Below are 12500 nucleotides of genomic sequence, written 5' to 3'. Positions count from 1 at the left end.
AGTGAGTATCGTTCCGAAAATATGCAGACTCATTTGATTCCTTTCCTTGTTGATTCTTTCTCAATTCAAATTCGTAAATTATAAAAGTTTAATTTTTCTAGGCGTCGTTCGACTTCTTTTTCGCTTTTTGGATTTCTTCTTGTCCGATTTCAAGTGCACGCTTCCAGTTCTTGGTTACGAAAACTTCCAAATCGTTTTTTTCTTGTTCGTCATTCGTTTCAACGAAATCCCAGAGAGTCTGATACGCTTTCAAGACCTGTTCTTGCGTAGTCGCTTTTTCTAAATTCAGAGAAAGTTGACGTCCTTCGTCTTTCTGAACCGCATCCTTAACGGTTTCCCGAAATAGAGAACTGCTACCTTGATAACTCGCCAGAGCCACCAAAGAAAGGTCTCTCGCGTATTCGCTATCTTTTGAAATAAATTTCCAAAGAGCACCTGTGTGTTCTTGGAGGGAAGGAGGTCTACCCGACTTGGCCCAGAGGTCGCTGATCACGGTTCGTATCTGCGGGGAAGTTTTTGCCTGAGCCAGATCTCTGTATATTTTTTCGTTCATATGTTTCCAGCGATCTCCTAAGGTACGAGATCCACCTCGTCGATTCAGATGACTCGCTTCTTTCGCATACAATCTAGAAAGAGTTTCGTGAAAACTTTTTACGAACCATTGTTCTTCTTCTGAATTCCAGATTTCGTTATTTTCCATAAATTTTATCAACTCCGCTCGTTCGAATCTACGTATGGATTTGAACCAGATTTTTTCATGAGAACTGCCGGGAGAACTTTTCCTTTTGCGCTCTAAGGTATCGATATACCACGAAAGAGGTTTTGCAAATTGATAATACCAACGTTTCCCCTGAACCAAATTTTCCGCAATACGAGCCGCCGCATAAGGAGAGGAAACCCAATGATAGTTTTCATCTTTTTTCTTTTGAGTTTTGTTTTTATCCGTGGATCGAGTACTCGATTTTTTTGATTTGGATGAGGTATCCGTTTTTTTGAGATGGATTTTATTTTGGAAAATCCCTCTCATCTTTTTATAGATCCGAAAGTTCTTTTCCGTGGGATGGATACGCATCATCAGTCTGCGCACCTGTTGCTTTTTATTCCAAGCGACCTTTCCGATGACATAGACTTCGCAACCGTTCGGACTGAAATCTTTTTTATTACCGGTCAGATCCATTTCCGTAAGATAACGCAAGGCAGCGTCACCCGGACCGCCCGCAAACATATTGATCGTATTGACCTCGTAATCCCTACGGAAACGTTCAAACGTTTCTAGATCTTCCAGTTCCGGAATGAGAATACACCAGGTTCCTCGAGAAGGTTCGATTTCTGCGAAACTACAAGAGAGAGGTGCAAAGAATAAGAGAAACGCATCCGCAATGGTTCCGATCCAACTAGTCTCATGGGTAAAACGAGGAGGAGCTCCGGGCATTACGTAGCCGGATAACTCCACAAGATTTTCAAAGGACCAAGTAGAACCGCGTTTTTCAGCAAACAAGATGGATTCGGCGTCTTTTCGATATTTGATTTTTTTTTCTTCTACTAACAGAGGAAAGTATAATAACTTGCATTCGTCTTCGATAGAAACGGCGGTTCCTCCCCCTTTTGTTAGGACTTGGATTCTACCGTGTTGAAGGAACGTACCCATCATCGCGTTGTGGAAGTGCATTCGATCTTTGTGAATCGTTTTTGATCTATGAATTCCGGGACAATAAAAGATTCCCTCTTTCGTTTGATATCCGTGATTAATAATCCACTGAAAGTCTTTTGAGAACTCTCCTTTAGAAGTAATTTGAATAGAATCCTGAGTCAGTTCCCAGGACAAAGTCTTCGGCTTTTTTTCGTCTTTTAATGAATGCAGAGTCGAATACAAACCAGCAAGGCCCGCGCGAAGTAGGGGAGACGTGCATTCAGACAATCCTCTTTGAAATACGACCGGAGTGTTAGGAGTTGTCTCGATAGAAGCGCTTGGACGGGAACTCATCTTAGTTTCAATTCCATTCTCCGCCTCGAACGGATGAATATTGAATTTGAGAATCGGGGACGACCGGGATACGCAGAGGAGGCTCTCCATAACTGAATTGTTTTTGAATCGGCATAGGAATTGTGTAGAGTTTTGACTTTTCCCAAGGTCTTTCGTTTTTCAGAACTTTGTACGCGTCGCTTTCTAAAATGACATCCAGAGTATATCCGCTTTCACGGATCGAATCCGGTTCCGCTTCCCATCCTAACGAAAGCCATTGGGACGGTATTTTTTGATGTTCGGTTCCTTTTGCATTTTCAAGTGCAAGCGCCAAATCTTTCTGAGAAAGTTCCCGGTCTAGGAGAGGTTTCAGGATCTCTTTGCAGCGTTCTAATTCGGATTCACCGTCGTCTTCATTTTCCTTTTCGTAGGGTTTTCCTTGAAATGGAATGATCAAAGCCTGTGCAATGCCCTCCATCTCTTGACCCGGACGGTTCACTCTTCCCAATCGTTGAATCAATGCAGCAAACGGACAAAGCTCGCTTATAAGTAGAGTCGCGCTGATGTCCAAGGAAACTTCACAGACTTGTGTGGTGATCGCAAAAACGGGAAGAGATTTTTTATAACCTTCTTGAAAGGAGTCTATTACGGCCCGATGTCTTTCTTTACGATCTTCGTACTTAAATCGACTATGATAGACAAGGGCTTCGATGTCGTATTTTTCGGAAAGTTCATCATACAATTTTAAACAATGTTCCACCTTGTTGCAGACCCAGAGAACCCTACCTCCGTTCTTAAATTCTTGAATCGCCTTTTGCAAAGCGTCCTCTCGGCTTGAATGTAAAATTCGATACCGAAGACGTTCTTCGATCTGAGCTTCTCCAGAGATCACCGGCCCCAAGTCGGCGCCTACGGTTTCTTGAATGGCGGAGAGCATCGTTTCCGGAAGGGAAGCGGTCATCAGTAGAATCGAAGTGTGCGAAAACTCTTTTAAAAACGTAAGTAGATTTCCGAATAGAATGGAATCATACATATGAATCTCGTCGAAAACGAACGCGCCTAAAAAAATCGCCGGAGAAAGAGTCAAAGAAGAACGGTAATTTTGTAGTAGACCGAGTATCTGATCGACCGTGCAGAAAGTCACTTGTGCGGTCCATTCCTGAAGCATACGACTGTGCATGTTTAGAGAATCTCCCTCGTCTTCTTCTCCCGTGCTTGCCAGTTCTCCAAGATCCAACGAAGCGCGAGAATGGCTGAGAAGCGCATCTAAACCGGGAATATCAGACACATAATCTCTAAAACCTTCGGTGGCCGTACCCATAGTCGGATAACAGAAAAAAAGTTTGCGACCCGCCGAGTGAGTTTTAGCCCATTGAAAAGCAGCGATCGTTTTTCCGTTTCCACATCCCGCACGAACGAGAGTGACTCTGGAAGTAGAATCTCCGACCTGTTTTTGAAATGGTCGTAGATTCTTTTCGCCTAAACCTTGTTTAACGATTTTGGAACATTCCTGTTCGGAAAGAACTCGATTGAGAGCCTCTGTCGCCCAGAGTTTCAAGGCGTCCGCGCCTTTGTATGCGGAAGCGAGTCGATCCGCAGCAATGATCATCGCTCTCACGGCACCGATAGAATGTTGGTATCGTGGATCGATTCTTGCATTTAGGATCTCTCGGGTCCAAATTCGAATGGATTTGTCCGCATCTTCGCCAAGGCAGGTGTAAGAAGAAATCGAAGGAGAGGAAAAATCGGGAGAGGAAATGCCGGCCAATCTACAAATAGACTGGAACATTTTTATGACTCCTTGGTCTTTCCAGAAAACTTTGATTTCAGCGGTCTCATGATCCGCATACAGAGTCTCTCGAGTTGCTTTGAGATGATGAGAGAGAATTCCCATTTGTCCGATACGAACCCAGGTTTCGTCTCCGATTGTTTTTCGAAACCAATCGGAAAAGGGGCCTGATCCGGTTAATGCGAGGACCGACCAGATTTCATGACGAAACCTTTGAAGGTATTTTCTCCGTCGGAGCATTTTTTGAAAATCCTCGTTCGCCTTACCGAGATCGTGTAAACCGGCGGAAAGACAGACGACTAAAACAAATTTATTGTATTCGGATTCTGAAAGTCGGGTCCATTTTCTGAGGATGGGTTCTAAGATTTTGAGTAAAACCTCCGCTACCTGATATGTAGCGGAGGAGTGATGTTCTAAAAGAGCCCAACTTTCTGGGTCACCACTCTTCAATTGTTTTTCGATTCCAGGATATGATTTTGCGAGAAGGATCACGAAGCTTTACTCTCTACTTTATTTGCGTCTCCATAAAACACGCCGCAGCCCATGCGACGTTTTCCGCCTAGACCGGTGGCTTGTAACTCAAGAGAATCCTTTTCGTTCAAACCTTCTACTTTCAATCCAAAGCCAACGATCGTAAATCGTTTGATCTTAATCGTGTTTCTTTTTGGATTTCCTTCCGGATCTTTGAGCAAAGTAACCCTACCGGAAATTTCCCTTGCATTGAGTTGTTTTTGCGCCGCTTCTAAAAAATTTTCCGGTTCCGAAAAACCTTTAATTACAGTTATACGAGACTTTAAAACAGAATAAGGTTGTAGGATACGGATCGCGGGAATGGAGAGTTGAATCTTATGAATGCCGATCGTAAGACTTTTTCCAGCAAGAGGATACACAAGAGGAATTTGTTCTACGGGAATGCGAATTCTCAGTCGTGAATTGGCTGTTAGTCGAAGGATTCCGGGTCGATCCGGGAGGCCTGAGATCGTTTGAATGCTGAGTGAATCGTGTTCGTGTAATTCGGGACAAAGATGGCAAATGGCGGAATACAGCCCATAACCGTGGTCGGCTGGGAGTAAGGACCCAAGGACCGGAAAGTTTAACTCAATGACGTTCGGAATGGACATACAATATACTCGGAGAAATTCATTTTTCGGATTCCATTTTATTTTTTAAAGACAAAATATTTTTAGAATATTCTAAAATTAAAATAAAATATAATTTTAAATACCCTAAAAAACATGCCATGTTTATAATATGATATACCTTCTCTATAGTATTTGGAAATTTCTGAAAGGATCGCCTAAACGGCATCAGAGGTAGATCGAATTTGTGTAACCAGTTCTTTCAATTACAGTGGCAAAGTGCTGAGGAATATGATTGTCAGTACAAATTTATGTTTACTACTGTAATTAGGTATTTTCGATTCTTACCCGAGGAGATCTCCAGAATTCACTTTTTTTAAAGTGGGAGTTCCCACATTTCTTTGAACAAACTACTGTTTTTCGAAAAAGTAGTAGTTCCTACATTTTATCTGTTTGCACGTTTGGTGCGAAACAATTTGGGCCAAAACAAATCTTCTCTTCATTCTAAACCGCCTATCGGCATCAAAGTTATATTCAGAAGTTTTTCACGGGGTGACGAATGTTTTCCCCTTGTGCTCAACGCCTAACGGCATCAAAGTTATATTCAGCCCATAACGATACATTATGGGAAGTTTGGTCCTATGTCCGTGCTCAACGCCTAACGGCATCAAAGTTATATTCAGAAATCAAGGACGAATTCTTTTGATCAAAGGATCCTTTGTGCTCAACGCCTAACGGCATCAAAGTTATATTCAGAGCATTTTATTTAAATGGCTTTTATAAGCATAAATTGTGGATATGAGTGTTTTCAAAGGAGGAGAACAAGTATATCGTTTTTTATCGTTATTTTTCATGTTCGGTTTTTTCAGAAGTGCATATTTTGTTTCCAAGGATCATTTTGTTTCAAATATTAAGATTCAAGTATGTTTAAGCTCGTCACTGATTATAAATTTAGCTGGAATTTTCACAAGAAAGAAAAACGAGCGTTGGCCAATCATTAGATAGGGTCTATTTCTGAATCCGAGTAAAGATTGGATATGTCTTGGAATTAAATATAGATTCAAAGATTTAGTTTTGCTTTTTAAGTAGAATTATGTCTATGCCCTGAAGAGATACTTGAATTATAGAATTTTTAATGTTTTTGGAGCTTCTGGCCACGCGGATTTTTTTTCTTGGGTATGGGCGCCCGAAGCACACTTGGTGCAAAGAGTCAGATAAAATATATTGTCTTCTTCTTCGGTGACTTTTGCCAATTTCCACCGTAGTTTTTCTAATTCTTTGTCTGTAGAATAGATTCGAAAAACGCTATATTGGATTCTTTCTCCGAAACCCTCCATAATTTTGGCAACTCTCCGAAGTCGTTTTGGTTCTCGAATATCATAAGATACTAATCTCCAATGTTTCATTATCTTAACCTCGCTTGTGCAAATATATTCGCTTCTCCGCTCCATTCTTTTTCTAACAGTCTTACTTCAAGCTCAATCATCCGGTAATAAGAAAGCGAGTAGTTAACAACAGGATGTTTCCAAGTATCGTCTAACCTCGTTTCATACAGTTGTGTAGCTTTTTTACGACCCGATTCGGATAACCAAACCTTGTTTTTTGTAATTTCAAAATCTTCATCGATCCAAGATTTACGATTGATACTTCCGATAAGCGTCATGTCGCATAAACTTACACGGAAAAGTTCCATTAAATCTAAAACAAGAGGTTCGGCGGAAGATCTTGGAGTGTGATAAAAACCGAAACTTGGATCGAGACCAACCGCAATGATCGCTTGGCGAACCGACTTGTAAAGAAGTGAATAAAGAAAACTTAATGTCGCATTAAAAGGATCTTTGGGAGGTCTTTTACTTCTTCCGTTAGGGACTAAGAAGGGGTCTGAATTTTTAAGTAAAGCTGGGAGTCCGGAAAAATACGCTCGCGCCGACGAACCTTCGATCCCTAATAATTGACTTGGGGAATCCGCCGATTCTATATTTTTAAGTCCCGATCTAATTGTTGCTAAATAACTTTCCGTTTCGTTTCTAGTTTCGTCTTTTCCACGAGTGGCCCGAAGTAAGTAGCGAAGTTGGGACTCACATTTTGCGGATACTAGTTTTTTCGCTAAGTTCAATCGAATGGTTTCTTTTGTGAGAGCTTTGAATTGTCTGATTCTTCTTTGAACTCCGGAAGGATTGATATTGATTCCGCCGATGTAATTTCCGCCGCCTGAAAACCAGTGCACTGGAATCTCTTCGGAAACTAAAAATTTAATCATTTGACTTGATATCTGACAGTTTCCATGGATATTTACGGATTCGATTTCCTGAATCGGAATCTTTTCCGATTTAGACTTTTCTCCTGTTTCCGTAACCTTTTCTACAAGAAGTACGTTGTCCGATTTTTTGATTCTTGAATCATGACCAAAGACGTGTAACGTGGTCTTTTCCCTTTTTTCCGGAAAGAGTCGAATCGGTTCATATTCATTTTCTGTAATAACTCTTGTTTCTTCCGGTAAACAAACCGGAGCTAAAGAACAATTTTTACATAAATTTTCGTTTTGTGCAACCGGTGGTCGATTGGTGCTCGTAGATAACTCTTTTGCTCGATCGATTGTTTTTAAGGCTTTCGAACGTAGTTCTTCGTCGATTTCGATTTTTACAAGATCTTTACTTCCGTGGTATCGGATCTTTCCTTCTGATATATTTCTGCCTGTGGCTTCTTCGAGTAGAAGGGCATAAACGGTTACTTGACATTGATCCGACTCCCAAGCTTCCGGACCGTTTGTTCCGATTCTGGCTCGACCTCTTTTATGCTCGTAAGGAATCCAATCCCCATCTCGTTTTTGAATACGATCTACTTTGCCCGAAACTTCCAATTTTTCACTAGTATAATGAAAGGATTCGATTCTTCCCGAAAAATCCTCGTTAGGTTCTAATTCTTCGTGTAAGGTTCGTCCTGCATAGACACGATCATCCGCAACTAGAATTCCTTCCACCTCTTCTAAATAGAAAAGCCTTTCACAATAAAGTAGGGAATGAATTCCCATCGCGCGAATGTTTCCGTATTGGTCCATAATCGATATAACTTAACGTGAGTTCGATGGTTAAGATTGGGGCGAATTCCTTACCAGTTTTAACTTTTGCTCAACTCGCTAACTGGTAAAGGAACGTGCTTAAATTCAATGTTACTGTCTAAGATCGCAACATAATACTTTGTCAACAAATTGATCGATCGTCCGAAAATAGAGAGCGAAATTGTATCCAGGAACGTTTTGCTGAGTCCTCGCATTCAATCGCTTTCGTGTAGTATGATAAGCTCAAGCTCTAATAATATCGATTCTGAATATTCAAAAAGTGAGTAATTAGAGTTAATTTTATTTCAACCAGGATAAAATATGCGAATTTTTCTAAATGGCAGGAATCATTTTGCGATTGGATAGCAATCAAGTTATAACATAGTGATTTTTAGGGAAGGATGATATATCGTCTAACGTCATCAAAGTTATATTCAACCACCTACAACAGTTAGATGTTTGCAGACCCAATTAACCGGCTGTATAAAGTTTTGTGAGGTTTCAAAAGTCCAATTATAGGAATTCCTAATTGGATTTTGTCCTGTGACACTTCTAGATTTTTGCCCGCTAATTTTAATAGGTGGGAAAGTAACGGCTGCTCGGCCCGAATTCTCAATTTGCTTGTTGTGTTTAAATGTAGGTTCGATTGTAGAGGCCCAATATTTTTCTAAAAGTCTCTCATGTCTGCTTTTAGATTATAGTTTGCGTAGAGTTTTTGAAAATCTTCCTTAGCTTTTTACAAAATAGAATTTGAAATGAAACGATTTACTGCCAAATATAATAATCCAGGAGATTGAGATTCACTTAAATTACAATGAAGCGAGAAGGGTTTGTTTTTGGAAAAACTTCTTTCAGAAATCGTAATGCGGAATCTATTTTTTCTTTTAGCTAGTAGATATTCGGGATGTTCTTTGCCGGTATATCCAAGTAAATTTCTATGATGAGATTTTTTACAGGCGTGAATGATGAACCAATCGCGTAGATTTGTCTCATTGGCTTTGTAATCAAATCGATTTCCGATTTGGAATTACTTCAATCATCAAAAATTTCTAATAGTATTATATAAAAATATTTAAATATAATGTTATTTAGTGGTTTTGAGGACAAAATAGGAGGGCTTTGAAAAATTAGAAAGCTAAAAATGTAGATAGCGTTTGTTTATAGCGGGCTCTTATTTAAGCCCATCCCAACTCATCTCGCAAAAATCCAATCCGGTGGAATTCCTAAACGAAACGCATCGCCTAACACAAAGATTCCGTTTTGCATCCTCCATTCTTCCACTTTCCTTAACGTCTCAGCTTTTGCTTCCTTGTTAAACGCCGCGGCAATCTGATCGAGATACCAATCCCCGTTAATATAAAAGAGAGATAGCGTACAACGTTCAGGAAAAAATATTCTGTAAATATAATATTCTCCTTCTAAGATGCGAGTATCGTAACTGAAGATGCAATTGTGCTGAATTCTGGATTCGAGAAATAATTCTTTTCTGGAGTTGATGGGTTCGAGCCAATCTTCTTTTTCCATCGGAGGAGTAGGGTAGGGTTGATCGGGTCCGATAAACTCGTTCTTTTGAATTTTTTGGATCATTTTTTGGATCATTTTTTGTTCGAGATCTTTCAGATGTTCGAGCGAACGAATCTTCCAGGAAGGGGAAAAACGTTTCACTTCTTCATAGAGTTGAAAAGTTCTTTCAAAATCCTCCTCTTCGAAATTAGGATTTGGAAATCTAAATAGAAGATCCTTTAGGAACAATATATCCCATTTTTCGTTCCAATTTTTTGCCCTAGAATAGTTGAAAAATTGAATGATAAATTCATTAATAATAGGCAAATGATGAAACGCTTTTTGAAAAACGGGAATTGAATATAAATTTTGAAACGTTTTTAGATAACCATTTTGAACCGCGGAGTCGGTTATTTTTTCCAATACATTTAAGGAGCTTGGATGAAATCCAAAGTAAGTTGCGATCACCTTTCTTTTAAGAAAAGGAAATTTTTCTCGAACCGTTTCAAAGTCTTTAGGGATAACCAAAAAAATTGATTTAGGATTTTCTAAACAATATTCTAATACGAAAATCATTCGTTCTGCATTTTACTTTATCCTTTTAGATTGTCCTTTCTTTTTCTTAGTTTTGTCGAATTTCGAAAGTCTAAACGGGCAGCGCCTTGAACAAAACAACATTTGCGAATAGATTTTTTGTTAAAAATGGTAAGTGTTTTTAAACATAAAACAATTGGAAATGGATTTGGATTACTGATTCTGATTTGGTCTAATGCTCTATTGTATTTTTTATAGATTGTGGAGAAACGATCTGGATTTTCAAAAATAGTTAAAAGAGAATTGGAAGTTGCATTTTCTAAAGTAGGTCAGCCTGTTTGGTTTCGAATGTTAAAATATTCTTTGATGTTTTCTCTGTTGTATTTGTTAAGGGATTCTGAATATCTATGGTCAGTCTTGATAAGTGCGTTTTTTATTTCTTTGACGGTTCATTTATGGTTTGGGTATAAAACAAAAGTTTGGACTACGGCCCTTGGAAATGTAAACAAATTATAAAATCTTAAACTATGTCTTAAAGAATTTTTACAAATCTATCTTAGCAAAAAATCAATTTAAATTGTAGATCGATTTGGTTGTCTGCCCAATCCATTGGGAATAAAATTTATAGGGTTATGTAAATTTTTATCTAATTTTAGAATATTCTAAAATTAGAATATTTTTTATAACAATTGCCTCTTGTCATGTTTGAGATCTTTCATATAAAATTCCTCCTGCCCAACTGCAGGGCAGAGCGATCGCGATGATTGCAAGAGAATACCAAGCAGGCCCTGCGTCCCACATCACAATTGCGCCTGTAATACTAACGATCAGCCCCAAAACTCCAAGAGCTAAAGAGTGTTTTACTGGTTGATCCGGAGCTATTTTTGCAGTTACGTAACCACTCAAAATTCCAAAGAATACTCGATACGCGGTCGCAAGAGCAAACAGCTCGTCTGACATGATTACTCCCATAGGAGGATAAATTCCGGTTTGATGTAAGATCAAGTCCACTGCAGTTGATAAAATAAAAATCGTTAAAAATCCGGCAATTATGGCCCAGATACTTTTGAATATTTTTTGATTCATCTTAAATTCAATTTTAATATAGATTGTATGAATGTTTCAAGCAATCTTTTGAGTGGTTCTAATAACATTAGAGTTGTTGAAAGTTCCATAGAGGCGATTCGTAGGACTGCTTTAATCGACCATTTCATAAAACAGAAACAAGATTGAGAATTCCATAGTGGCGATTAACAAAACTGCTTTAATTGCCGATTTACATAAAATAGAAACAGATTGAGAGTTCATTTTTCAACAACTCTATTATATTTTTTAAATTGAGTATCGTAAGTTTTATTATAAAACCCTAGCAAAATTCAAAATATTGTATATTATAGAATTGCTACGAGTAGTGAAGGAATGTAACTTTCAAGAACTTGTGTATTCTTCCAATGGGATGAATGATACTCCATTTAGGTGGGCGTTCGTGAGTGTATCTTTTACCATAGAATCAATGATGATTAAACTAGGTTCTTCTCCTAAACGAAATAGTTTAAGTCCTAGTATTTTTGTGGGATCAATGATTGGATTTTTTAGAATCAATCTTCCGGCGGGACTTCTATTGATTCCACTTTTTAAACATTCTACACTTACTGGTAGAATGCTCATATAGTAATTTGCTTTTGTTTGACCAGTTTGATCTTCGAAAAGTTCTACCGGATAATATTGAATGTTTTTAATCCCGATTTGGTCTAGAGAATTTCGTATTTTTTCCGAGAATAATGGTAAATCCGCAGTCATTATATCTGGATATACGATTTCGGATTCGTAGTCTATTTTGATAGGGACTCGTATCGGAAGATTTGAAATTTCAATTTTTCTACCAGTCATCACATCAATTGTGTCTAACTCTTCTGGTAAATCTCCGATATAAGGAATATTTAAATGATAGTTTACTTCCTCTAAAATATAGTAGTTCATTTTTTATTAAAAATTCTCCTAAAACCTAGATATACTTACTCGGATGAATAATACTGTCATGAGCTTGTTTCAAAAGTTAGAATATATAACATTTTTTAAAAATGGCTAACAATTCCGGATTGTACTTAATTTTTAAGTACTTTAGTATTTTTGTAAAATCGACGGTTAATTTTGGATACCATTTTTATGAGTTCGAGTAGCAATGATACTTTATAAGTTTCTAATGAACTCTCAAAGGTATTGCAGATTACGCCCTATCTAAGCGATTCCAAATTTTTCGATAATTTTTGAGATTCCCATTTATAGTCTCAGAGTAATAATGTTCAGGTTTTGGGACAAGCTTTTAATTATTTTTCCTCAAATAACAGACACAAATGTATCAAGAGAATTTTCAGCATAAAACTTCTATAAGGTTTTACTGATCCTTATAAATCGAATACCATAAAGGTAGTGATAAAACGTTGATTAAGGCGAGTTCGATATAATCTAATTTGAAAACCATAGAACGCTCTCAAACTCAGCGTCTCGCTTCTATTGGCGCTCGACAGATCGCGTTTGAAACTCAGCAGAACGCTCTCTCAAGCTCAGCGTCTC

The 12500-nt window shown here is 38.4% G+C and carries 11 protein-coding genes and 1 pseudogene (1 of these 12 only partly in view); 2 read left to right on the top strand and 10 right to left on the bottom strand.

Annotated elements, in window-relative coordinates; translation table 11 throughout:
* The 4 genes from cas7i to cas6 all read right to left on the bottom strand — a co-directional run.
* Positions 1–33, bottom strand: the 5' end (the start) of a protein-coding gene (gene cas7i / locus BW942_RS17745; protein ID WP_000052101.1) for a type I-B CRISPR-associated protein Cas7/Cst2/DevR. It extends 807 nt beyond the left edge of the window; the window shows 33 of its 840 coding nt (coding positions 1–33); its start codon is at positions 31–33; its stop codon lies off the left edge, out of view.
* A gap of 64 nt (positions 34–97) precedes the next feature.
* The gene (gene cas8a1, locus BW942_RS17740) at positions 98–1984 is read right to left on the bottom strand and encodes a type I-MYXAN CRISPR-associated Cas8a1/Cmx1 (RefSeq protein ID WP_000098756.1); all 1887 of its coding nucleotides are present in this window, start codon (positions 1982–1984) and stop codon (positions 98–100) included.
* Between the two features lie 7 nt (positions 1985–1991).
* On the bottom strand, positions 1992–4244 hold the full coding sequence (locus tag BW942_RS17735; RefSeq protein WP_000601711.1) for a CRISPR-associated helicase/endonuclease Cas3: 2253 nt from the start codon (positions 4242–4244) through the stop codon (positions 1992–1994).
* Positions 4241–4873, bottom strand: a complete 633-nt coding sequence (gene cas6 / locus BW942_RS17730; RefSeq protein WP_000026907.1) for a type I-MYXAN CRISPR-associated protein Cas6/Cmx6 — start codon at positions 4871–4873, stop codon at positions 4241–4243. The genes BW942_RS17735 and cas6 overlap by 4 nt, the downstream gene beginning before the upstream one ends.
* Before the next feature lie 756 nt (positions 4874–5629).
* On the opposite strand from cas6, the gene BW942_RS17725 reads away from it, so the two are divergent.
* Entirely contained in the window at positions 5630–5836 is a 207-nt protein-coding gene (locus BW942_RS17725; protein WP_000110274.1) for a hypothetical protein, read from the top strand.
* Between the two features lie 116 nt (positions 5837–5952).
* Here BW942_RS17725 and cas2 read toward each other — a convergent pair whose 3' ends face one another.
* From cas2 to BW942_RS17700, 4 genes and pseudogenes are all read right to left on the bottom strand, one after another.
* Positions 5953–6237: a CRISPR-associated endonuclease Cas2 gene (cas2, locus tag BW942_RS17720; protein ID WP_000683530.1), complete on the bottom strand. Its 285-nt coding sequence runs from the start codon at positions 6235–6237 to the stop codon at positions 5953–5955.
* Positions 6237–7862, bottom strand: a complete 1626-nt coding sequence (locus tag BW942_RS17715) for a type I-MYXAN CRISPR-associated endonuclease Cas4/Cas1 (protein ID WP_000511225.1) — start codon at positions 7860–7862, stop codon at positions 6237–6239. The genes cas2 and BW942_RS17715 overlap by 1 nt, the downstream gene beginning before the upstream one ends.
* A gap of 496 nt (positions 7863–8358) precedes the next feature.
* Positions 8359–8529: pseudogene (locus BW942_RS17710) on the bottom strand (type I-MYXAN CRISPR-associated protein Cas6/Cmx6); the annotation flags it as partial.
* 551 nt (positions 8530–9080) lie between these two features.
* Positions 9081–9968 carry a PcfJ domain-containing protein gene (locus BW942_RS17700; protein ID WP_000578385.1) on the bottom strand — a complete coding sequence of 296 codons (888 nt, stop codon included), beginning with the start codon at positions 9966–9968 and terminating at the stop codon, positions 9081–9083.
* Between the two features lie 261 nt (positions 9969–10229).
* Between BW942_RS17700 and BW942_RS17695 the strand changes: the two genes are divergently transcribed.
* Positions 10230–10442, top strand: a complete 213-nt coding sequence (locus BW942_RS17695; RefSeq protein ID WP_000451419.1) for a hypothetical protein — start codon at positions 10230–10232, stop codon at positions 10440–10442.
* Between the two features lie 183 nt (positions 10443–10625).
* Here the strand turns inward: BW942_RS17695 and BW942_RS17690 are convergent, their stop codons facing one another.
* Together BW942_RS17690 and BW942_RS17685 are read right to left on the bottom strand one after the other, a co-directional pair.
* Positions 10626–11012 carry a hypothetical protein gene (locus BW942_RS17690; protein WP_001072139.1) on the bottom strand — a complete coding sequence of 129 codons (387 nt, stop codon included), beginning with the start codon at positions 11010–11012 and terminating at the stop codon, positions 10626–10628.
* A gap of 342 nt (positions 11013–11354) precedes the next feature.
* Positions 11355–11906, bottom strand: a complete 552-nt coding sequence (locus tag BW942_RS17685) for a hypothetical protein (protein WP_001110347.1) — start codon at positions 11904–11906, stop codon at positions 11355–11357.
* Between the last annotated feature and the right edge of the window lie 594 nt (positions 11907–12500).

It is taken from the genome of Leptospira interrogans (assembly GCF_900156205.1).
Taxonomy (GTDB): Bacteria; Spirochaetota; Leptospiria; order Leptospirales; family Leptospiraceae; genus Leptospira; species Leptospira interrogans.
Note: the sequence above shows the minus strand (reverse complement) of the source record. Positions and strands in the feature narration are given on the sequence as shown.